The following is a 20,964-nucleotide window of genomic DNA, read 5'->3' as shown; positions in this document are numbered from 1 at the left end:
GGAAAACCGTCAAGCGCTTTTGAGGGTAATACGCGCAAACTTCTTCTTGCCCGCCTGGCAGACGTACTCAACCCCTGGCTGAAACATGAACTCGCGATCTACAACAACCCCATCAACCCGCACCGATCCAGCAGAAAGCAGGTCCTTGGCGGCCGCCGCGTTTTTCACCAGACCAGCACGATTCAGCACGGCAGAAACAGGCAATGGCTCGCCGGACTCAACCAACACCTCAGGAATATCATCAGGCAGCTCACCCTCTTTAAGGCGATTGCCCGCCGAGCGATGCGCATTAGCCGCAGCCTCGTCACCATGAAAGCGGGCCACCAGCTCTTCCGCGAGCTTGATTTTAATATCCCGAGGATTAGTCCCTGCATCTATATCGGCGCGCAGTGCATTCACCTCTTCCATACTACGAAAGCTGAGCAACTCAAAGTATCGCCACATCAAGCTATCGGGCATGGACACTATCTTGCTGTACATCTCACCTGGCGCATCATTGATGCCTACATAGTTGCCAAGGGATTTGGACATCTTCTTTACGCCATCCAGACCTTCGAGCAATGGCATAGTGAGGATAACCTGAGGCTCCTGACCATACTGACGCTGCAGTTCGCGCCCCATAAGCAGGTTGAACTTTTGATCCGTGCCACCAAGCTCGATATCCGATTGCATGGCCACTGAGTCATAACCTTGAACCAATGGATACAGGAACTCATGGATAGCGATAGGCTGGTTACCGGTATAACGCTTATCGAAATCATCACGCTCAAGCATGCGCGCCACTGTGTATTTGCCAGCCAACTGAATCATGTCAGCGGCACTCATGGCATCCATCCAGGTAGAGTTGAACATTACCTCGGTGCGCGCCGGATCCAGAATCTTGAAAACCTGCTCTTTATAGGTTTCAGCATTGGCAGCGACCTGCTCACGCGTCAATGGCTGGCGAGTTACATTTTTACCTGTCGGATCACCTATCATGCCGGTGAAATCGCCAATCAGGAACAGCACCTTGTGCCCCAGATCCTGGAACTGCCTTAACTTGTTGATCAACACAGTGTGCCCAAGGTGCAAATCAGGCGCAGTCGGATCAAAACCCGCTTTAATACGCAGCGGCACACCACGCTCAAGCTTGGTGCGCAGCTCGGCTTCAACAAGGATCTCTTCCGCTCCGCGCTTGATCAGCGCCAACTGCTCGTCAACCGGCTTCATTACTGTATAAATCCTGTTTTTTGGTGGCAAAAAAGGGAACCAAACATACAACATTGCTGACCAATTACAAGTTTGCTGGCCACGGGGAATGACAGAATATCCACACTTTATGTGCTGGAAAACTGACAGGCGGCAACGCTTAAGGGTTGCCACGGAGCAATTTCAGTTATAATTTAGTAAGTTATTACACATTATTTAGACATGTTAACAAGAGCGCTTATGCCTTCAGACAAGCCAAAAAAGCCGCTTTATCCGAAAAGCCACATAGTAGCGGCGAGCGGTATAGCAGCAGCGCTGAGCTTCATTCTGCTTGTCATCCCCACCACGGATGTCGAAGCCCGCAAGACCTTCGTTCAACTCGACCTGGATGCCTCCGGCGCCGAGAACGCCTCTCTTGTGGTTCCTGCTCAGTTTGATGCGCTGATCGATAAATCAGTCACACACAGCGCCCCCATTCAACCATCGTTGACGCCGCTGCCACTCGCTGTAGCCGTTGAAGATACAATTGAAACACCTGCAGCCGAGCCTGTTCCTGAATGGACCAGCGTTACCGTTGAAAGTGGCAATACCCTGTCCGTACTCTTCAACCAGGTTGGACTCTCAGCCAATACCTTACACGCCGTCATCAACAGCAGCGACGAAGCACGACGATTTACTCGCCTGAATGTTGGCCAGGTACTGGATTTCAAGCTGGACGAGGAAGGTAATCTTCTGGCGTTGCGCACCAAGATCAGCGATCTGGAAACCTTGCGTATAGACCGTGCTGAAGAAGGCTATGTCTTCAACAAGGACGTGATTGAGCCGGAAGTGCGCACCAGCTTCGCCCAGGGAACCATAAACAGCTCATTGTTCATGGCCGCCCAGAATGCCGGCATGTCTCACAATTTGACCATGCAGATGGCCAACATCTTCGGCTACGACGTGGACTTTGCCCGGGACATTCGCCAGGGCGACTCCTTTGAAGTCATGTACGAAGAACTGCATGTCGGCGACCGCACAGTGGGCAGCAATAATATCCTTGCTGCCCGTTTTACCAATCGCGGCAAAACCTTTACTGCCGTTCGCTACACTGACAGCAACGGCTATGCCAGTTACTATCGCGCAGACGGCACTAGCCTGCGAAAAGCATTTATCAGGACACCTGTTGAGTTTGCACGCATCAGCTCGCGTTTCAATCCAAACCGCAGACACCCCGTATTGAATCGTATCCGCGCGCACAATGGTGTTGACTATGCCGCGCCAACGGGCACCCCGATCAAGGCCACCGGCGATGGACGCGTTGTACACGTTGGTCGCAAGGGAGGCTATGGAAACACAGTGGTTGTACAGCACGGCCAACGTTACCAGACGCTGTACGCACACATGAGCCGATACGCCAACAGTCTTAGCGTCGGCAGTCACGTTTCTCAGGGGCAGATCATTGGCTATGTCGGGATGACCGGCTTGGCAACGGGCCCGCATCTGCACTATGAGTTTCAAGTGAACGGTCGTCACGTGGACCCGCTGGGCATACAGCTTCCGGCTTCGGATCCGGTTCCAGCCAATGAGCGCAATGCCTTTTTGGCTATAAGCAACAGAATGATGGCTAGCCTGGACCAACAGGGTAATACCCAACTGGCTCAGCTGGAGCAATAAATGTCCGGGCTATATGTCGGTATCATGTCGGGCACTAGCCTGGATGGTATCGACATTGCTTTAACTGAAATAGCCCATGACCAGCAGGCAAGACTTGTGGCGGCCTGCTGCCTACCCTTCCCAGATAACCTTAAAGCAGACCTGCTGGCACTTTGCGCTCCAGGAAATGATGAAATTCGTCGATCCGGCCTGGCCGGCCTGGCCTGGGCACGGCTGACAGCAGCCGGCATCAAACAGCTACTGGCCGACCATCATGTCGAAGCCAATCAGGTTATCGCCATGGGCAGCCATGGACAGACCGTTCGCCATCACCCCGAACTCGGATTCAGTCTGCAGATTGGCGCTCCGGCACTGCTTGCCGAGCTGACCGGTATTGACGTCATCACCGACTTTCGCAGTCGGGACATTGCCGCCGGTGGTGAAGGCGCGCCCCTGGTCCCGGCATTTCACCACTGGCTACTGAGTCACCCTGTTCATACCCGTACGTTGGTCAATGTTGGCGGTTTTGCCAATCTGACTATCATGCGCCCCGAGCAACCTGTGCTGGGCTTTGACAGTGGCCCGGGAAACATATTACTCGACTACTGGATCAGCCGGACAACTGGGCAAGCCTACGATAACAATGGCGACTGGGGGCGCAGCGGCCACTGCCAGCCCGACTTGCTGGCCGCCCTGCTCGACGATCCCTACTTCCAGCGCAGCGGACCCAAAAGCACAGGGCGTGAATATTTTAACGGGCAGTGGCTGGATCAAAAGCTGGCGACTGTACCAGCAACCATGCGTGCACAGGACGTTCAGGCAACTCTGGTTGAATTGACGGCGCTGACAATAGCGAGAGCAGTGGACTCACTAGCCCCCGACAGCCAGGCCATCTATCTGTGTGGTGGAGGCGCTCGCAACGGACTGTTAATGGAGCGCATTCAGCAGCTCCTGATGCCCTTGCCGGTATTGACGACAGAGGAATTGGGGGTAAATCCGGACTGGATGGAAGCGATGGCTTTCGCTTGGTTAGCCTGGTGCTACAAGAACAAGCTACCAGGCAATCTGCCGGCCGTTACCGGCGCTGCCGGGTTGCGCATACTCGGGGCATGCTATCCAGCGCAGTAATCAGATCGAGAAGGACGATCCACAGCCACAGGTAGTAGCCGCATTGGGGTTGTTGATAGTAAAGCGTGAGCCTTCCAAGCCCTCCTGATAGTCCACTTCTGACCCTACCAGGTACTGGAAGCTCATCGGATCCACCACCAACTTGACGCCTTCGCGCTCGACAATGGTGTCGTCCTCAGCCAACTCGTCATCAAAGGTGAACCCGTACTGAAAACCAGAGCAGCCGCCACCCGTGACGAACACCCGCAAACTCAAGCGCTCGTTTCCCTCTTCATCGATCAGGGCACGTACTTTAGACACGGCCCGATCAGAAAATAGCAGGGGGGATGGTGTGAAAACCTCAGCGCTAGACATAATTCCTCCAACAGGGACCGGGTACAGCAAGGGCGATAGTATCCTTTTCCCGACTCTTTTGGTCAACTATTCTTCCAGTTCCTCAAGCCCAGCGGGAACAGACAGGTCAACAGGCTGCCTGTCGGTATCCAGGTAGCACACGTTGCCATTGATCTGAGCACCCATGACCATTTCCATAAAGCGGTAATGCAGATCACCCTGAATACGCGCCTTGGCATCCAGTTCAAGATGCTCAAATGCGTGCACGTCGCCCTGAACCTGGCCATTGATCAAAACGCTCGGGGCACTAACAACACCTTCAACATACCCATGCTCACTGATGCGCACCAAGCCCTGCTCAGCTTCAATATTGCCGATAACCCGACCATCTACCTGAAGTGCGCCGGTAAACCGCAGATCGCCTCTGAACTCGGCGTCCTGAGCAATAATAGTGGTCTTGCCACCAAACTGGCCGATTTCAATTTTCTTGTGTTTATCTGCTCCAAACATCAGGGTTATGCTCCTGTTACCATCCAATTAAAGGATTGTTCAGCCAGAATATCGTCATTCTGGACAGCCCAAAGTTCAATCTGTTCGGGTTGAAAACCTACCGGCAAAGTCAATTCAGACGTTTGCCCGCTGGCAGGCACCACCTGAAAGTACCGGAAGTTAAGCTCCACCCCTTCCGCGTTGGCAGGACTCAACTCCGACATGGACAAGGTCACGGACTGACCCTCCAACTGACCGGTCACTGCCAGAATCAATCGCGCTTCAACGGTATCGCTCTCATCACCTACTCTGCTGACCATGACTTTATAGCGGAAAACCTCGTTTGATTCTGTGGCCTGTAGCTCAAATGCCTGAAAACGTACCCCCGGCATCATCGCACCAGGCTCCAAAGCACCCTGATATTGGGCCAGATCCTGTTGAAAGCGGAACAGCTGCCGCTCCAGTTGCTGAATGACTTGCCGCCCCTGACTTAGCGCTTCACGCTCGACCAGCAGATCCACCTCGATCAGCTTGGTGGCTTGGCGTGCAGCCTCCAACTCGGCGATCAGGTTTTGCTCGCGTATCAATAGCTGATCGCGCTCCAGCACAGCCGCCGCCTGGCTGCGCAGGGCTGCTTGCCAGCCAATCCAGGCGGCCATGGGCGCGGCAAGGATCAAGCAAGCAATCAAACCCAATCTGAACAGGCGCGCCAGACGGGACTGATGGGGCATGAGTACCACACTATGCTCACGCAGCGGCGCTCGCCGCTTGAAGCGAAGCATCAGGGCATAAGCGCCGGATGCGACAATCCCATTGTCTCTTCAAGTCCCAGGGCAATATTCATTGTCTGTACCGCCTGTCCAGACGCCCCCTTGACCAGATTATCGATAACCGAGAGCACCACTACGAGATCACCGCCCTGGGGACGATGCACAGCAATACGACAGACATTCGCTCCACGCACGCTCCGGGTCTCCGGATGACTGCCAGCCGGCATGACGTCAACGAAAGGTTCGGCGGCATAGCGCTTGGCAAACAAAGCCTGCAAGTCCACCGAGCGATCAGTAACCGTGGCGTAGAGCGTGGCATGGATGCCGCGAATCATCGGCGTAAGGTGTGGCACGAAGGTCAGCCCAACGGGCTGGCCGGCAGCCAGCGTTAGTCCCTGGCTGATTTCAGGTAGATGCCGGTGGCCAGCCACGGCATAGGCTTTCATGCTTTCCGCGGACTCGCACAGCAGAGAGCCTACACTGGCGCCTCGGCCGGCTCCGCTGACGCCGGACTTGCAGTCGGCAATCAGCCTGCTGCTGTCCGCCAGACCCGCTTCGAGCAGTGGCAGAAATCCCAATTGCGTAGCCGTTGGATAGCAGCCCGGCACCGCGATCAGCCGCGCTGACCGAATGGCCTCGCGATTGACCTCAGGCAGTCCATAGACCGCCTGCTTGAGCAATTCCGGGGCGCCATGCGGTTGACCGTACCAGCGACTCCATTCGTCGGCATCGCGCAAACGGAAGTCAGCTGACAGATCAATAATCCGCGTACCCGTTGCCAACAGCTCTGCCGCCATGGCGTGCGCCACGCCATGGGGCGTGGCGAAAAACACCACGTCACAGGCGCCCAATGCTTGCGTATCCGGGACGCTGAAGTACAGATAATCATAGTGGCCACGCAGATTCGGGTACATATCGGCGACGCAGGTTCCGTCCTCCGAGCGCGAGGTGATGACCTCGACCCGAGCCTGCGGATGCTGCGCCAACAGCCTGAGCAGCTCAACCCCGGTGTAACCGGTTCCACCAACAATGCCAACTTTGATCATCATTACTTCCCGAATCGTTTATACGTGGCGACAAAGCCCTTATGATAAAAGCGCTGACGCAAATTACCAGCATTCAATACCCCGACATGACACCCCCAGCCCCGAGGAAAACCACATGTACCTGTGGATCAAAGCCTTTCATATCATTGCCGTGGTGACCTGGTTCGCTGGCTTGTTCTACCTGCCGAGACTCTTTGTCTACCATGCGCAAAGTGAAGACAGCATCAGCAGGGAACGATTCAAGGTCATGGAGCGCAAGCTTTATCGCGGCATCATGCTGCCGTCGATGGTGCTGGCATTGGGACTTGGACTGGCCATGCTGGTGATGGTTCCAGGCTGGATGAGCCAGGGCTGGATGCATGCCAAGCTTGCTTTAGTTGCCGGACTGATTGCCTACAACTTTGTCTGCGGCAGCATGCTCAAACGCTTTGCCAGCGATCAGAATACCCGCTCACATGTATTCTATCGCTGGTTCAACGAGGCGCCGGTCCTGGTGCTGCTCGGCGCCGTCATTCTGGTGGTGGTCAAACCTTTCTAATCAGCCATGACCGCTCGATCGCGCGCCCATTCACGCAGCCCTTCCAGTCGCTCGGCCATGACCACCGAGAGCGGTGAGGTCTGGGCCAGCGCCTCCAGCACATGGGCGTCTGTTACTGACTCCTGACGCGCCGCAGCTGAATAGACTGCTGAAACCACCGCTTGCTCGATTTCTGCGCCAGCAAAGCCGTCACTGGCAACCGCCAGTTGAGTCAGGTCAAAGTCCTCAGCCTGCAGCTCCCTGCGGCGCAAATGGATACGGAAGATCTCTTCACGTATCTCGGCCGCAGGCAAATCAACAAAAAACATCTCATCCAGGCGACCCTTGCGGATCAACTCCGGCGGCAATTGACTGACATCGTTTGACGTTGCCACCAGGAACACCCGAGTTTTACGCTCTGCCATCCAGGTCAACAGCGTGCCCAACAGCCGCCGCGACACACCCTGATCACTGCCATCCGGCGCCAGCCCCTTCTCGATCTCATCTACCCAGAGCACACAGGGCTCCATCCGATCAGCCATCAACAAGGCTTCGCGCAGGTTCTTTTCGGTTTCGCCAATGTATTTGTTATATAGCGCAGCGAAATCCAGGCGCAGTAGCGGCAACCCCCACACGCCGGCCACGGCCTTCGCAGCAAGGCTCTTGCCTGCGCCTTGAACGCCTACCAGCATGACCCCCTTGGGCGCATCCTTGACCTCACCAGCCTGCAAGAACGCGCTATGTCGATCGGCCAGCCAGCGCTTGAACTGCTGCAAGCCGCCGACATCGGCAAAGCGTGCCGTGTCCTGCTCATAGGAGAGGACACCCTGCATATCCAACAAGCTGAACTTGGCCTTGTTCAAGGCCGGAATATCTTCCTGGGTAATGGCACCATCATCTGCAATCAGGTTTCGTGCCAGGCGCCGCGCCTCTGCATGGGTCATGCCACGAAGGTTGCGGACCACCTGCTCGAGGGTGCGATTGTCGGTGCGCACGCGGCGACCCTGATTCTGCTCGGTCCACTTGGTCGCCTCTTCCCTTACTATCGCTCCCAGTTGTTCATCCGACGGCATGCTCAGGCTCAGGCGCGCCGCAAGGCGACTCAGCTCATCCGGCATTTTCAGTGCATGGCTGACCAGAATCAGCGTGGGTGCCTGCTCATGGGTGTTCATTGCCATGTTCTTGATCAAGCGAACCAGACGGGAGGATTCGAGAAAGGGATGCAAATCGCACAGAACATAGATGGCCTGTTCATTGCCCTTGTGAATGGCCTCAAGGACTTTTTCCGGATCACTGCCATCACCGACGCCTTGTTTTTCGGTACCAAAACTCATCAGTCGCAGACCTTCTACCTGATCCCAGGCGTACCAGCTGCTGTTCTGCTTGATGGCCAGCATGCCAATGGTTTCGAGTACCCGTTGTTCTTCCCAAGACTCGATGACGATGAGTTTTACCCGGCTATCCAGCAACAAGCTGAGGTCGTGTACATCATTTTTCACCAGCGGATCCCTCTGCGGCAGTTGGTCAAGGTGCCATTCTATCCGCAGACGGTTACACTGGAAGCACTTTTGCATTGAGCAAGGAGATTCGCGTGGACTGTCTTTTCTGCAAAATCGTCGAAGGCGTCATTCCAGCCCGCAAGATTTATGAAGATGAGCATGTTATTGCCTTCCATGACATCAATCCGCAGGCGCCGGTGCATTTTCTGGTCATCCCGCGCAAACACATCGCCACCCTGTGTGATCTGACTGAGGACGACCGCGAACTGGTTGGACACATGATCTTCACCGGTCAAAGGCTGGCAAGCGAACTCGGCTGTGAAGCCGGCTTTCGCACCGTGTTCAACTGCAATGAGCAGGGTGGCCAGACCGTCTATCATATTCACCTGCATGTATTGGGTCAGCGGCAGATGAGCTGGCCGCCCGGCTAAACCAACTGTCTTGTAGTTACCCCGCCAGATCCCCTGCACAGGAGCAGACCATGAGCAGCACACGCCATTACAGCTTGCTTGACCGCTTGCTGACCCAGGCAGACCAGTCTTTGCGCACCCTGACGCCGGGTGCGGCGCAGGCGCATCGACCCTCCCCGGCCCAGCACCTAGCCAACGTGCCGATGACCAACGATGAGCGCCAGCACATCGCCGGCTTGATGCGTATCAACCACACCGGCGAGGTATGCGCCCAGGCCCTGTATCAAGGTCAGGCCATGACCGCCAAGCTGCCGGATGTGCGTAGCAAGATGGAGCATGCAGCGAAGGAGGAGATCGATCATCTGGCCTGGTGCGAACAGCGACTAACCGAATTAAACAGCCAGCCCAGCGTGCTTAATCCTCTGTTTTATGGCTTGTCGTTTGGCATCGGCGCAGTTGCCGGCCTGATCAGCGACCGCGTCAGCCTGGGCTTTGTTGCCGCCACCGAGCAGTTGGTTGAACGCCATCTGGACGACCACCTGCAGCAGTTGCCGGATGAAGACATCAAGTCCAGAGCCATTCTCGAACAAATGCGTCTGGATGAAATAGAGCACGGCTGCCAGGCGCTGGAAGCCGGCGGCATGGACTTTCCTGAACCGATCAAGGCGGCCATGGTAATGCTGTCAAAGGCCATGACCAGCGCTACCTACAAGATTTAAGGCCAGACACCTAAAAGGGGGCTCGCGCCCCCTGATCTGACTCAACAGCGCTTATTCGACCGTTACAATCTCGTAGCCATGCGTTATCTCTACCCCGGCGCGGCCCAGCATGATCGAAGCCGAGCAGTATTTTTCCGCCGACAACTCGACCGCACGCTTGACCTGCGACTCCTTGAGGTTCTTGCCACTGACCACAAAGTGCACATGGATCTTGGTAAACACCTTGGGCTCGCTATCGGCACGCTCAGCCTCAAGCTGGGTATGCACGTCACGAATATCCTGACGGGCTTTCTTGAGAATACTGACCACATCATAACTGGCACAGCCGCCAAGACCGATCAGCACTGTTTCCATCGGACGTACACCCATGTTCCGCCCGCCCGCTTCTGGCGGCCCATCCATAACCAGGCTATGGCCACTGCCGGACTCACCGACAAACATGGCACCATCCACCCACTTGATTTGTGCTTTCATTTCATACTCCGACCTGACACCCTGAGGCGGTGGAGAATATCACAGCCAGATCAAACACTGTGTCCTGCTGGTCATCACAGTAAAAACTGGACATAATCCGCTTTGGTCTCGAAATGAGGCTTCATGTATTGCCACTGCCCACGGTTTGCTCGACAGGACATATCAATGGTTTCGATAGCCAAGACGCCCAAAATAAAAAATCTCGATGCCTACCTGGAACACTGCCACCTCCGACGCTTCAATGCCCGCAGCACTGTCATACATGCTGGCGACCATTCCGACACCCTGTTTTATATCCTCAAGGGTACCGTCACCATTCTGATCGAAGACGACCAAGGCCGCGAAATGATTATCGCCTATCTGAACCAGGGCGATTTTTTCGGTGAGATGGGGTTGTTTGATGAAGAGCTGGCACAGCAGGACCGCAGTGCCTGGGTTCGCGCCAAAAGTGAATGTGAAGTGGCCGAGCTCAGTTACAACAAATTCCGCGAACTCAGCCACGCCGACCCGGATCTGCTGTATGCCGTAGGCCGTCAGATGGCTGATCGACTGCGCAACACCACGCGCAAGGTTGGCGACCTGGCCTTTCTGGATGTCACCGGGCGAGTTGCTCGAACGCTGCTTGAGCTCTGCCGCCAGCCCGATGCCATGACCCACCCCGATGGTATGCAGATCAAGGTCACACGCCAGGAGATTGGCCGCATAGTGGGCTGCTCGCGGGAAATGGTAGGACGCGTTCTGAAAAGCCTGGAAGAACAGGGACTGATCGACGTCAAGGGTAAAACCATGGTGGTCTTCGGTACCCGCTGAGGGTCACTGCAGACCCTCGCAGGCTCATGTACAATCCCCGCATCAACCAATGATGGCGAAGTGGATATGGGTCTGAATAATCAGTGGATGCAACGCGACCTGTCGGTGCTCTGGCACCCCTGCACGCAGATGAAAGATCACGAACACATGCCTATTGTGCCGATTCAGCGCGGAGAAGGTGTGTGGCTGCATGATTTTGAAGGCAACCGCTATCTGGATGCCGTGAGCTCCTGGTGGGTCAATGTCTTTGGTCATGCCAATCCGCAGATCAACCAGCGCGTCAAGGATCAGCTCGACAGTCTTGAGCATGTGATTCTGGGCGGATTCAGCCACCAACCGGTGATTGAGCTGTCTGAACGACTGGTCCAGATCACACCGGAAAAACTGACCCGCTGCTTCTATGCCGACAACGGCTCCTCGTGTATTGAAGTCGCGCTGAAGATGAGCTTTCACTACTGGCTGAATGTCGGCAAGCCCGAGAAAAAACGCTTCGTTACCCTGTCCAACAGCTACCACGGCGAAACCCTGGCGGCCCTCGCTGTGGGCGATGTTGCCCTGTACAAGGAAACCTACGAGCCGCTGCTGATGAGCGTCATAACCGTGCCCTCGCCGGATTGTTACAACCGCGAAGCCGGAGTCAGCTGGGAAGAACACAGCCGTCTGATGTTCGAGCACATGGAGCGCACACTGGCGGCCCATCACCATGAAGTCGCGGCGGTCATCGTTGAGCCGCTGATCCAGTGCGCCGGCAGCATGCGCATGTACCACCCGGTCTACCTCAAGCTCCTGCGTGAGGCCTGTGATCGCTATGGCGTGCATCTGATTCACGACGAAATCGCCGTCGGCTTTGGTCGTACCGGCAGCCTGTTTGCCTGCGAACAGGCCGGCATCACCCCGGACTTTCTGTGCTTGTCCAAGGCGCTGACCGGCGGCTATCTGCCCATGGCGGTATGCCTGACCCATGATGAGATCTATCAGGCTTTCTATGACGACTACGAGAGCATGCGCGCCTTCCTGCACTCGCACAGCTATACCGGCAACCCGCTGGCCTGCGCTGCCGCACTGGCGACCCTGGATATCTTTGAACAGAACAATGTCATTGAAGCCAACAAGGCCCTGAGCAGTCACATGGCCAAGGCCACTGCACACTTTGCTGATCACCCCCATGTTGCCGAAGTAAGACAGACCGGCATGGTATTGGCGATCGAGATGGTCAAGAACAAGGCCACCCGCGAGCCTTACCCCTGGCAGGAACGGCGTGGCATCCGTGTTTATCAGCACGGCCTCAAGAACGAAGCCCTGCTGCGCCCGCTGGGCAACGTGGTGTACTTCATGCCGCCCTATGTGATCACCCCGGAACAGATTGACCATCTGACCGCCGTGGCCTGGGAAGGCATTCAACTGGCCACCCGGGACTGAGCCATGCGCCGATCGCGTTTCTATCTGGATGCACCGCTGACCGAAGGTGAGCTGACCCTGGACGGTGATTTAGCGCACTACCTGGGCCGGGTTCTGCGCCTGAGCCCCGGCGCTGACGTACAGCTGTTCAATGGCAGTGGTCAGGAGTGGCCCGGCACCCTGCTCGAGGTCAGCAAGCGCGATCTGCGCATAGCGCTTGCTGCACCCGTGTCCGGACTACCTGAATCACCGCTTGCAGTTCACCTTGGTCAGGCCATGTCACGCGGTGACCGCATGGATTGGGCGATCCAAAAAGCCGTTGAACTGGGCGTCAGCAAGATTACCCCGCTGTATACCGAGCGCTGCGAGGTCAAGTTGCAGGGCGAGCGGGCGGACAAGCGTCAGGCCCATTGGCAACAGATCGCCGTCAGTGCCTGCGAACAATGTGGCCGCAGCGTCGTCCCGACCATCCATGCACCCGTGGCATTGGGTGAATGGGCTCGAACACTGGACTGCGACCTGAAACTGGTCCTGCATCACCGTACCGAGCAGTCCCTGGCCAGTCTTGAAAGGCCCAGCACCCTGGGACTGCTGATCGGCCCGGAAGGCGGCCTGAGTGCAGCGGAAATCCGCCAGGCCGAAGAGGCGGATTTTCGCGCAGCGCGATTTGGCCCGCGGGTTTTGCGCACCGAAACCGCACCGGTTGTCGCCCTGACCCTGGCCCAGCAGTTATGGGGCGACTTTCAGGACTGAAGCACCGGGCCTGGCCAGGCGAGTTAGGGACCGGCGCTGGATGTATTCTGTTACAGCAAAGTTCGAGGTCAGCGACAATCCTGACGCTGCAAACCCAGACTGTTTCGACGCTTTATGCCATGCTAGAAATCAGTCTGATACGTGCCGTACCTGTTTGGTTTGGCACGTCAGTAAGGCAGCCCCTTCGCATCAAGGACACAACGTGCACGAATCCGTTCAAGACTACTATGGCAAGGTTCTGCAAAGCAGTGCCGATCTGAAAACCTCAGCGTGCTGCGATATATCCAGCATGCCGGAGTGGCTAAAACCCCTGTTGGCGAAAATCCATCCGGAAGTCACAGAAAAGTACTACGGTTGTGGTCTGGTTGCCCCCCACTTATTAAGCGGCTGCCGCATTCTTGATTTGGGCAGCGGTTCAGGCCGGGATTGCTATGTACTGGCACAGTTGGTCGGCGCCGAGGGCCAGGTAACCGGGGTAGATATGACCGCCGAACAACTGGCCGTAGCCAACAAACACCTGGACTTCCATGCCGAGCAGTTCGGCTTTGCCAATGTCGATTTCCACCATGGCTATATCGAGCAGTTGGACGCGCTGGGTCTGCCGGACAACCATTTCGACGTGATTGTCTCCAATTGCGTGATCAACCTGTCACCCGACAAGGATGCCGTGCTGCGCGAAGCCTACCGCCTGCTCAAGCCGGGTGGTGAGCTGTACTTCTCTGACATTTACGCTGACCGCCGCCTGCCCGACGCCTTGCGTCAGGACGAGGTGTTATATGGCGAGTGTCTGGGCGGAGCGCTGTACTGGAACGATTTCGAGAACCTCGCCAAGCGCCATGGTTTTCTCGACCCGCGCCTGGTCGAAGATCGCCCGCTGGAGATCACCGACCCGGCGATTGCCGCCAAGCTCGGCAACATCCGCTTCTTCTCCGCCACTTATCGCCTGTTCAAACTGGACAAGCTGGAGCCGGCCTGCGAGGACTACGGTCAGGCCGTCATCTACCGCGGCAGCATTCCCGAAGCCGAGCACCTGTTTAAACTGGATAAGCATCATGCCATTGAAACTGGACGCATTTTCCCGGTCTGTGGCAATACCTGGCGCATGCTGCAGGAGACCCGTTTTGCTGCGCACTTTGAGTTTATTGGCAGCTTCGATCACCACTACGGCATATTCCCCGGCTGTGGTGGTGCGCTGCCCTACACTGCCACCACGGCACTAGATGCGGCCCCCTGTTGTTAGCCTCTGGGCGCACGGCGGCGGTGGCCGATCACGTCCGCTGCCGTCTGCTGCTCCAGAACTGATGGACCACGGTCCTCAAGCTTGCCCCAACCTTAACCTCGACATTGCTGTGCCAAACCAGTAATGAACCAATAACGATTTGGGTTAGGCACTGGCTGTGCCGCTGAGATAGATACGCACTGTCGTTACACTCCAAGATTGAAAGAGGTTAGCGTGGAACTCTGGCACATCCTGCTGATTTTGGTCGGTGGTTTTGCGGCAGGCGCGATGAATGCCCTGGCGGGTGGCGGTACCTTCTTCTCCTTTCCAGCGCTGCTGTTGGCGGGCATCCCGCCGGTCAGCGCCAATGCCACCAATGCCGTGGCACTCTGGCCGGCCAGTCTGAGCACGGCGCTGGCATTACGTAAGGAAGTACGTCATCTGAACGGGCTCCTTTACCTGTTGCCGCTGTGTCTGGCGGCCTTGATCGGTGGCTTGATCGGCGGCCTGGCTCTTTTGCTGACCACGGACCAGACCTTCTTCGTTCTGATCCCCTGGTTACTGCTGCTGGCCACCCTGCTGTTCAGTTTCAGCCGAATCATTGCGCGCTGGGTGGAGCGCATCAGCCAACGCAGTGGCGCGCCGGAACGGCTGAGCCCGCTGGCTTTTTGCGCACAGACAGGGGTATCGCTGTATGGCGGTTTCTTTGGCGCGGGCATGGGCATCATGATAATTGCCAGCCTGGCGATTGCCGGACATACCCGGCTAGTGGAAATCAATGCGTTGAAAAGCCTGCTGTCCTCGCTGATCTACAGCGTCGCGGCCCTCACGTTCATACTCGCCGGCGCAGTACACTGGCCGGCACTACTGATCATGCTGATCGGTACATTGAGCGGAGGCTACGTCGGTGGGCTGTTTGCCCGGCGCCTGCCGGACATCTGGTTGCGCCGGCTGATCATTGTCATCGGCTGGGGCCTGACCGGGGTTTATTTCCATGAGGTTTATGCCTGATTGACCGCCCACTGCGGCTTGGGTAATGTTCAGCCCCTGTAGCATCGTCATCTTACCGAGGACAGTTCGTGGCCAAGAAAAAAACCACCGTCGATTTCGAGCAATCGCTTGGCGATTTGCAGGCACTGGTCGAGCGCCTGGAAAGTGGCGATCTGAGCCTGGAAGAGTCATTGAGCGCCTTCGAGCAGGGCGTTGCCCTGACGCGCGACTGTCAGCAGGCGCTGCAAACCGCCGAGCAGAAAGTGCAGACGCTGATGGAGCAACAGGGTGAACTGACCAGTGAGCCCTTTGACGGTCCGGCTGAATGACCGACTTCAGTGGCTATCTGACCGGCTGCCAACTGCGCATCAATCAGTATCTGTCAGAGCAGTTGCCCAATGGCGAACCGCGACTGACACGCCTCTATCAGGCCATGCGCTATAGCCTGACCAACGGCGGCAAGCGTATTCGCCCGATGCTGGCCTATGCCGGCTGTGCCGCACTCGGCGGGCAACCACAGCAGGCTGATGTGGCCGCAGCGGCGGTCGAACTGGTCCATGCCTACTCCCTTGTCCATGACGACCTGCCGGCCATGGACAACGATGACCTGCGTCGCGGCCAGCCAACCTGTCATCGCGCCTTTGATGAAGCCAGTGCGATTCTCGCCGGTGACGCCCTGCAGGCCCTGGCCTTTGAATGGCTAAGCCTGCGTGGTGATTACCAGCCAACAACCCGGTTGCAGATGATCCAGTTGCTGGCTCGCGCGGCAGGCCCCGAAGGTATGGTCGGCGGCCAGGCCATTGATCTGGGTGCCGTCGGGGAAAAGCTTGACCTGGCCACGCTGGAGGGCATGCATCGGCTGAAAACCGGCGCCCTGATTCGTGCCAGTGTGCAACTGGGCGCGCTGGCCAGTGAGCAGGCTGAGCCTTTACAACTGGCTGCATTGGACAACTATGCCAACGCCATCGGGCTGGCCTTTCAGGTCCAGGACGACATTCTGGATATCGAAAGTGACACCAGTGTGCTGGGCAAACAGCAGGGCGCCGACCTGGCCCGCGACAAGCCCACCTACCCGGCTCTGCTGGGACTGGATGGTGCTCGTGAACTGGCCTCGCAGCTGCGCGATCAGGCCATCGACAGCCTGACCGACTTTGATCAGCAAGCCGATCGGCTACGCCAGTTGGCAGACTATATTGTTGCCCGGCGCTTCTGATTCCAGACCTGTTCAGATCCGTTTATCCCGCCCTTTCTTTGACAAGCACTGACACGCCGGCTGACCAGTCAGTCTGTTTCCAGCGACATCTTGGCTGTTGGGCAATACCTTGGCTTCGGGTAAACTGCTTATTTTCTCCTGCCCCGTGCAGCACCCAGAGCCCTGTTTGATGCCAAGTACTTTCCACGACATTCCCCGTGAGCGCCCGGCCACACCGCTGCTCGACAGCCTCGACAGCACCGCCCAGCTGCGTGCGCTGAATGAGCTTGAGCTGCCGCAACTGGCCGACGAGCTACGGGCCTTTTTGCTCTGGAGCGTGAGTCAGACTGGGGGGCATTTCGGTGCGGGTCTGGGTGTCATTGAGCTGACCATTGCACTGCATTACATCTATGACACGCCCAGTGACAGACTGGTCTGGGATGTCGGCCATCAGGCCTACCCGCACAAGATTCTGACTGGCCGCCGTGAACGCATGGCCAGCCTGCGCCAGAAAGACGGTCTGGCTGCCTTTCCCCGGCGCAGTGAAAGCCCCTACGATACCTTTGGCGTTGGCCACTCCAGCACCTCGATCAGTGCCGGCCTGGGCATGGCCATCGCCGCTCGCTTGCAAGGTCTGAACCGCCGTACCGTGGCGGTTATCGGTGATGGCGCACTGACAGCTGGTATGGCCTTCGAAGCGCTCAACCATGCCTCCGATGTCGAGGCCGATATGCTGGTGGTGCTGAACGACAACGACATGTCGATCTCGCGCAACGTCGGTGGCATGTCCAATTACCTGGCAAAAATCCTCTCCAGCCGCACTTACTCGCACATGCGTGAAGGCAGCAAGAAAGTCTTGTCCAAACTGCCCTCTGCCTGGGAGCTGGCGCGCAAGACCGAGGAGCACGCCAAAGGCATGCTGGTGCCAGGCACCCTGTTCGAGGAGCTGGGCTGGAACTACATTGGCCCGATTGACGGTCATGACCTGCCAACGCTGGTGACGACGCTGCGTAATATGCGCGAACTCAAGGGTCCGCAGTTCCTGCATGTCGTCACCCAGAAAGGCAAGGGCTTCTCGCCCGCCGAGGCCGACCCGATTGGCTACCACGCCATTACCAAACTGGAACCCAAGCCAGCCAGCAACGGCATCAGTAAACCCAAATTCTCCAACGTCTTTGGCCAATGGCTGTGCGATATGGCCGCCGAGGACCCGCGCCTGATCGGCATTACCCCGGCGATGAAGGAAGGCTCGGATCTGATTGCCTTCAGTGAGCGCTATCCCGGACGCTACTTTGACGTCGCCATTGCCGAACAACATGCTGTGACGCTGGCTGCTGGCATGGCCTGCGAAGGCGCCAAGCCGGTGGTCGCGATTTACTCGACCTTCCTGCAACGGGCCTATGACCAGTTGATTCACGATGTTGACGTGCAGAACCTCGACGTCCTGTTTGCCATCGACCGGGCCGGACTGGTCGGCGAAGATGGGCCAACCCATGCCGGCAGCTTCGATCTGACCTACCTGCGCTGCCTGCCGAACATGTTGATCATGGCCCCGGCTGACGAAAACGAAACCCGGCAAATGCTTACTACCGGCTTTCTGCACAATGGCCCTGCGGCCGTGCGCTACCCGCGCGGTACCGGCCCCGGCACGCCGATTGATCCCGCATTGGAGGCCTTGCCGATCGGCAAGGGCCTGATTACCCGTCAGGGTCGTGATACGGCCATCCTGTGTTTTGGCACCCTGCACGCCCAGGCCCTGATTGCGGCCGAAGCACTGGATGCCACTGTGGTCAATATGCGCTTTATCAAACCACTGGATACCGCCCTGCTGCAGCAGATGGCCGACAGTCACAGCCTGCTGGTAACACTGGAAGAAAACAGCCTGATGGGTGGCGCCGGCAGCGGCGTAAATGAATGGTTGCTGGCCAATGGCATAGCCTGCCCAGTTCTCAACCTCGGCTTGCCAGACAGCTATGTCGAACATGCCAAACCGGCGCAGATGCTCGCCGAATGTGGTCTGGATGCCAACGGCATTGAACGGGCCATTCGTCAGCGCCGGGCAAAAAGTAACTAAAGATGTCATCAAGCACTTGACCCTTCGGGGTCAAGCTTCTACAGTCCATCCCGCTTCCAGTCGCACTGGGTGCCCTGCCTGGCTATCCGGCCACAGGGTTAAACGGGAAGTCGGTGCAACCCCGACGCTGCCCCCGCAACGGTAAAGGATCACAGGTCCGGTGATAGGGACCTGTCGGTAATGTGCATCAGCCACTGTGCCTCGGCATGGGAAGGCCACATTATTTGTATCCTGAGCCCGGAGACCGGCCCTGTGCGAGGTATCTGCCATGGCAGATACCGTAGCTGAGGTGTCGCGGAGGGCGTCACCCGGCCAGTGCATGGCTGTCCCTCCATCCGACAGATTTCGCTGGCTTCTCGCCCTCCTCAAAAGAATGACTTTTGAGGATTCATGATGAACAGGCAGTCTTTTCTGATTCCAGCCTTACTGGCTACCGGCATGGCCCAGGCGAACACCCTGGAGCTGGCTGACACGGTGATCACCGCGTCTCGGGTTGAACAACCCCGCAGCCAGGTTCAGTCGGCCAACAGCGTGTTTACCCGCGATGATATTGAGCGCCTGCAGCCCCAGGATGTACCGGCGCTGCTTGAACGCGTCCCTGGTTTGCACATCGCCCGCAACGGTGGCGCGGGCTCATTGACCGGGGTTTTCCTGCGCGGCACCAGCAGCGCGCAAACCCTGGTACTGGTCGACGGCCAACGCATTTCCGGCAGTTCCAGCGGTGTCGCCAGCCTGGAATTTCTAAATATTGAACATATTGAACGGGTTGAAGTTGTCCGCGGCGGTCGCTCGGCAATCTATGGTTCAGATGCCATTGGTGGCGTAATTCAGATCTTTACCCGCCAGGGCGATAACCAAGGCTGGCAGCCGCGCCTGACCGTCGGCCTGGGCACCCATGGCCGGGTTGAGCGTAGCCTGGGTCTGTCCGGCGGCAACACTGAAACAAGGCTGGATCTTGGCCTGTCACTGGATGAGCACGACGGCTTCAAGCGCACCACCCTGCCCGGCAGTAACGACAGCCAATACCGTAACAAGGCGGCCAATCTGAGCTTCTCCCACCGTTTCAGCGAGCGCTTGAGAGTGGGTGTGACCGGCCTGCACCAAAGTGGTGACAGTGAGTATGATTTCACCCTGTCGCCTGCCGCCTTTGCCGAAGCCGAGTTTGGCCTGTCCAGCGTCAACAGCTTTGCTGACCTGCAACTGACTGAACGCTGGGCCAGCCGCCTGGAGTTGGGACACAGTGAAGAGCGACGGATGACCACCGATCCCTTTGGTGGCTCGGTGTTCAACAGCTACCGCGACCAGGCGAACTGGCTTAACACGCTGGACCTGAACGCCTATCACAGCCTGCTGCTTGGCGCAGAGTGGTATGAAGATCGACTCAACAGCTCCAATGAGTTTACCCGAACGGCACGCAGCAACCGCGCCGGTTTAATCCAGCATCGCTTCAGCGGCACCCGGTTCTCGACCGAAGTCGGCTTACGACATGACCGCAACCAGCAGTTTGGCAGTGAGAACACCTGGAATGCCGCCGGCACCTGGCATATGAGTCTGGAGCAGGAGCTGGTTCTGTCCTACAGTCAGGCCTTCCGCGCGCCGACCTTTAACGACCTGTATTTTCCCGATAGCTGTTTCATGGGCTCGTGCACCATCTTCGCCAACCCCGATCTGAAGCCGGAAACGGCCCGCAGTTATGAGCTGCAATGGCGTGCCCAGCTGTCGCCGGCGACCCGCTTGGAAACCTCGATTTACCGTATCAATCTGCGTGATGCGATCGTCACCAACAATGCCCTGGATGGCAACCAGGCCGGTAACCCCGACCCCTTCCGCCCGGACAATATAGACAAGGCACGTATCCATGGCGCCGAAGTTAGCCTGTTCACGCAACTGCTCGGCTGGAGTCTCAATACCAGCTATGCCCTGGTTGATGCGCGCAACCAGAGTGGTGGCGGCAATGATGGCAACCGGTTGGCGCGTAGACCCATGAACAACCTGTCGGTGGATATTGATCGGCGCTTTGATAGCATCAGCGTGGGTGCCAGTTGGCTGGCGAAAAGTCACAGCTATGATGATCTGAACAACAACAATCGAATCCCCGGCTATGCCCTGCTGGGTCTGCGCAGCAGTTGGCAGGCGAGCGACGAACTGCGCCTCAATCTGGTTGTCGACAACCTGCTGGACCGGGACTATTACCAGGCCCGGGGCAGTGCCTTTGATGCCATCACCTTCGACCCGGTACCCTTCCGCTACCGGGAAGGCGGCAGAATGTTCATGCTCTCGGCACACTGGACCCCACTGTTCTGAATCAAACTACCTGCGT

21 protein-coding genes and 1 riboswitch are annotated in these 20,964 nt (G+C 57.4%); of the genes, 14 read left to right on the top strand and 7 right to left on the bottom strand.

The features are described 5' to 3' along the window. Positions 1–9: 9 nt before the first annotated feature. Positions 10–1,209, bottom strand: coding sequence for a tyrosine--tRNA ligase (tyrS, locus tag AC27HQ_RS15660; protein WP_487157136.1), 1,200 nt, complete (start codon positions 1,207–1,209; stop codon positions 10–12). Positions 1,210–1,428: 219 nt separating this feature from the next. Between tyrS and AC27HQ_RS15655 the strand changes: the two genes are divergently transcribed. Together AC27HQ_RS15655 and AC27HQ_RS15650 are read left to right on the top strand one after the other, a co-directional pair. Then, positions 1,429–2,844 (top strand): peptidoglycan DD-metalloendopeptidase family protein, encoded by a 1,416-nt coding sequence (locus AC27HQ_RS15655; protein ID WP_487157134.1) that lies wholly within the window; start codon positions 1,429–1,431, stop codon positions 2,842–2,844. Continuing rightward, a complete protein-coding gene (locus AC27HQ_RS15650; RefSeq protein ID WP_487157133.1) occupies positions 2,845–3,951 on the top strand; it encodes an anhydro-N-acetylmuramic acid kinase in 1,107 nt (368 codons plus the stop codon). On the opposite strand, the gene erpA is transcribed toward AC27HQ_RS15650, so the two are convergent. The 4 genes from erpA to argC all read right to left on the bottom strand — a co-directional run bounded on the left by erpA (position 3,952) and on the right by argC (position 6,589). Continuing rightward, positions 3,952–4,305 carry an iron-sulfur cluster insertion protein ErpA gene (gene erpA / locus AC27HQ_RS15645; RefSeq protein WP_487157132.1) on the bottom strand — a complete coding sequence of 118 codons (354 nt, stop codon included), beginning with the start codon at positions 4,303–4,305 and terminating at the stop codon, positions 3,952–3,954. Between the two features lie 66 nt (positions 4,306–4,371). Continuing rightward, positions 4,372–4,794 carry a bactofilin family protein gene (locus AC27HQ_RS15640; protein WP_487157131.1) on the bottom strand — a complete coding sequence of 141 codons (423 nt, stop codon included), beginning with the start codon at positions 4,792–4,794 and terminating at the stop codon, positions 4,372–4,374. 5 nt (positions 4,795–4,799) lie between these two features. Further along, on the bottom strand, positions 4,800–5,555 hold the full coding sequence (locus AC27HQ_RS15635) for a DUF6776 family protein (protein WP_487157130.1): 756 nt from the start codon (positions 5,553–5,555) through the stop codon (positions 4,800–4,802). Then, the gene (gene argC / locus AC27HQ_RS15630; protein WP_487157129.1) at positions 5,555–6,589 is read right to left on the bottom strand and encodes an N-acetyl-gamma-glutamyl-phosphate reductase; all 1,035 of its coding nucleotides are present in this window, start codon (positions 6,587–6,589) and stop codon (positions 5,555–5,557) included. Before argC ends, AC27HQ_RS15635 begins: the two co-directional genes overlap by 1 nt. A 115-nt stretch (positions 6,590–6,704) precedes the next feature. On the opposite strand from argC, the gene hemJ reads away from it, so the two are divergent. After that, positions 6,705–7,127 carry a protoporphyrinogen oxidase HemJ gene (gene hemJ / locus AC27HQ_RS15625; RefSeq protein ID WP_487157128.1) on the top strand — a complete coding sequence of 141 codons (423 nt, stop codon included), beginning with the start codon at positions 6,705–6,707 and terminating at the stop codon, positions 7,125–7,127. Here the strand turns inward: hemJ and AC27HQ_RS15620 are convergent. After that, positions 7,124–8,605 (bottom strand): AAA family ATPase, encoded by a 1,482-nt coding sequence (locus AC27HQ_RS15620; protein ID WP_487157127.1) that lies wholly within the window; start codon positions 8,603–8,605, stop codon positions 7,124–7,126. The two genes, hemJ and AC27HQ_RS15620, sit on opposite strands and share 4 nt — an antisense overlap. Positions 8,606–8,697: 92 nt before the next feature. Here AC27HQ_RS15620 and AC27HQ_RS15615 point away from each other — a divergent pair, with 92 nt between their 5' ends. Both AC27HQ_RS15615 and coq7 read left to right on the top strand, forming a co-directional pair. Continuing rightward, on the top strand, positions 8,698–9,036 hold the full coding sequence (locus tag AC27HQ_RS15615) for a histidine triad nucleotide-binding protein (RefSeq protein ID WP_487157126.1): 339 nt from the start codon (positions 8,698–8,700) through the stop codon (positions 9,034–9,036). A 50-nt stretch (positions 9,037–9,086) separates the two neighbouring features. Then, positions 9,087–9,734 (top strand): 2-polyprenyl-3-methyl-6-methoxy-1,4-benzoquinone monooxygenase, encoded by a 648-nt coding sequence (gene coq7 / locus AC27HQ_RS15610; RefSeq protein WP_487157125.1) that lies wholly within the window; start codon positions 9,087–9,089, stop codon positions 9,732–9,734. A 51-nt stretch (positions 9,735–9,785) separates the two neighbouring features. Here coq7 and AC27HQ_RS15605 read toward each other — a convergent pair whose 3' ends face one another. Next, positions 9,786–10,208, bottom strand: coding sequence for an OsmC family protein (locus AC27HQ_RS15605; protein WP_487157124.1), 423 nt, complete (start codon positions 10,206–10,208; stop codon positions 9,786–9,788). A gap of 165 nt (positions 10,209–10,373) precedes the next feature. Here AC27HQ_RS15605 and crp point away from each other — a divergent pair, with 165 nt between their 5' ends. From crp to AC27HQ_RS15560, 9 genes are all read left to right on the top strand, one after another. Next, a complete protein-coding gene (gene crp, locus AC27HQ_RS15600) occupies positions 10,374–11,018 on the top strand; it encodes a cAMP-activated global transcriptional regulator CRP (RefSeq protein WP_487157122.1) in 645 nt (214 codons plus the stop codon). A 66-nt stretch (positions 11,019–11,084) separates the two neighbouring features. Next, positions 11,085–12,437, top strand: coding sequence for an adenosylmethionine--8-amino-7-oxononanoate transaminase (locus AC27HQ_RS15595; RefSeq protein WP_487157121.1), 1,353 nt, complete (start codon positions 11,085–11,087; stop codon positions 12,435–12,437). A gap of 3 nt (positions 12,438–12,440) precedes the next feature. Continuing rightward, positions 12,441–13,169 carry a 16S rRNA (uracil(1498)-N(3))-methyltransferase gene (locus AC27HQ_RS15590; protein ID WP_487157120.1) on the top strand — a complete coding sequence of 243 codons (729 nt, stop codon included), beginning with the start codon at positions 12,441–12,443 and terminating at the stop codon, positions 13,167–13,169. Positions 13,170–13,371: 202 nt separating this feature from the next. Continuing rightward, the gene (locus AC27HQ_RS15585; protein WP_487157119.1) at positions 13,372–14,409 is read left to right on the top strand and encodes a methyltransferase domain-containing protein; all 1,038 of its coding nucleotides are present in this window, start codon (positions 13,372–13,374) and stop codon (positions 14,407–14,409) included. Positions 14,410–14,622: 213 nt separating this feature from the next. Further along, complete coding sequence (locus AC27HQ_RS15580) at positions 14,623–15,399, top strand: sulfite exporter TauE/SafE family protein (RefSeq protein ID WP_487157118.1); 777 nt, start codon at positions 14,623–14,625, stop codon at positions 15,397–15,399. Positions 15,400–15,467: 68 nt separating this feature from the next. Then, entirely contained in the window at positions 15,468–15,707 is a 240-nt protein-coding gene (locus AC27HQ_RS15575; protein ID WP_487157117.1) for an exodeoxyribonuclease VII small subunit, read from the top strand. Continuing rightward, positions 15,704–16,591 carry a polyprenyl synthetase family protein gene (locus tag AC27HQ_RS15570; protein ID WP_487157116.1) on the top strand — a complete coding sequence of 296 codons (888 nt, stop codon included), beginning with the start codon at positions 15,704–15,706 and terminating at the stop codon, positions 16,589–16,591. The genes AC27HQ_RS15575 and AC27HQ_RS15570 overlap by 4 nt, the downstream gene beginning before the upstream one ends. A gap of 169 nt (positions 16,592–16,760) precedes the next feature. Then, positions 16,761–18,644, top strand: coding sequence for a 1-deoxy-D-xylulose-5-phosphate synthase (gene dxs, locus AC27HQ_RS15565; RefSeq protein WP_487157115.1), 1,884 nt, complete (start codon positions 16,761–16,763; stop codon positions 18,642–18,644). Positions 18,645–18,694: 50 nt separating this feature from the next. Beyond that, positions 18,695–18,911, top strand: a riboswitch (cobalamin riboswitch). A 126-nt stretch (positions 18,912–19,037) separates the two neighbouring features. Then, complete coding sequence (locus AC27HQ_RS15560) at positions 19,038–20,948, top strand: TonB-dependent receptor domain-containing protein (RefSeq protein ID WP_487157114.1); 1,911 nt, start codon at positions 19,038–19,040, stop codon at positions 20,946–20,948. The last annotated feature ends 16 nt before the right edge of the window (positions 20,949–20,964 follow it).

It is taken from the genome of Halopseudomonas sp. 4NH20-0008 (genome assembly GCF_057548395.1).
The sequence above is the reverse complement of the archived record's forward strand: the minus strand, read 5'-3'. Positions and strand labels throughout refer to the sequence as shown.

Excerpts from the sequence above, each read along its gene's own strand:
- AC27HQ_RS15605 (WP_487157124.1), bottom strand. The coding sequence starts at position 10,208 with ATGAAAGCACAAATCAAGTGGGTGGATGGTGCCATGTTTGTCGGTGAG.
- tyrS (WP_487157136.1), bottom strand. The coding sequence starts at position 1,209 with ATGAAGCCGGTTGACGAGCAGTTGGCGCTGATCAAGCGCGGAGCGGAA.
- hemJ (WP_487157128.1), top strand. The coding sequence starts at position 6,705 with ATGTACCTGTGGATCAAAGCCTTTCATATCATTGCCGTGGTGACCTGG.
- erpA (WP_487157132.1), bottom strand. The coding sequence starts at position 4,305 with ATGTCTAGCGCTGAGGTTTTCACACCATCCCCCCTGCTATTTTCTGAT.
- AC27HQ_RS15595 (WP_487157121.1), top strand. The coding sequence starts at position 11,085 with ATGGGTCTGAATAATCAGTGGATGCAACGCGACCTGTCGGTGCTCTGG.
- dxs (WP_487157115.1), top strand. The coding sequence starts at position 16,761 with ATGCCAAGTACTTTCCACGACATTCCCCGTGAGCGCCCGGCCACACCG.
- AC27HQ_RS15635 (WP_487157130.1), bottom strand. The coding sequence starts at position 5,555 with ATGCTTCGCTTCAAGCGGCGAGCGCCGCTGCGTGAGCATAGTGTGGTA.
- AC27HQ_RS15570 (WP_487157116.1), top strand. The coding sequence starts at position 15,704 with ATGACCGACTTCAGTGGCTATCTGACCGGCTGCCAACTGCGCATCAAT.
- coq7 (WP_487157125.1), top strand. The coding sequence starts at position 9,087 with ATGAGCAGCACACGCCATTACAGCTTGCTTGACCGCTTGCTGACCCAG.
- AC27HQ_RS15650 (WP_487157133.1), top strand. The coding sequence starts at position 2,845 with ATGTCCGGGCTATATGTCGGTATCATGTCGGGCACTAGCCTGGATGGT.
- AC27HQ_RS15560 (WP_487157114.1), top strand. The coding sequence starts at position 19,038 with ATGAACAGGCAGTCTTTTCTGATTCCAGCCTTACTGGCTACCGGCATG.
- AC27HQ_RS15640 (WP_487157131.1), bottom strand. The coding sequence starts at position 4,794 with ATGTTTGGAGCAGATAAACACAAGAAAATTGAAATCGGCCAGTTTGGT.
- argC (WP_487157129.1), bottom strand. The coding sequence starts at position 6,589 with ATGATCAAAGTTGGCATTGTTGGTGGAACCGGTTACACCGGGGTTGAG.
- AC27HQ_RS15655 (WP_487157134.1), top strand. The coding sequence starts at position 1,429 with ATGCCTTCAGACAAGCCAAAAAAGCCGCTTTATCCGAAAAGCCACATA.
- AC27HQ_RS15590 (WP_487157120.1), top strand. The coding sequence starts at position 12,441 with ATGCGCCGATCGCGTTTCTATCTGGATGCACCGCTGACCGAAGGTGAG.
- crp (WP_487157122.1), top strand. The coding sequence starts at position 10,374 with ATGGTTTCGATAGCCAAGACGCCCAAAATAAAAAATCTCGATGCCTAC.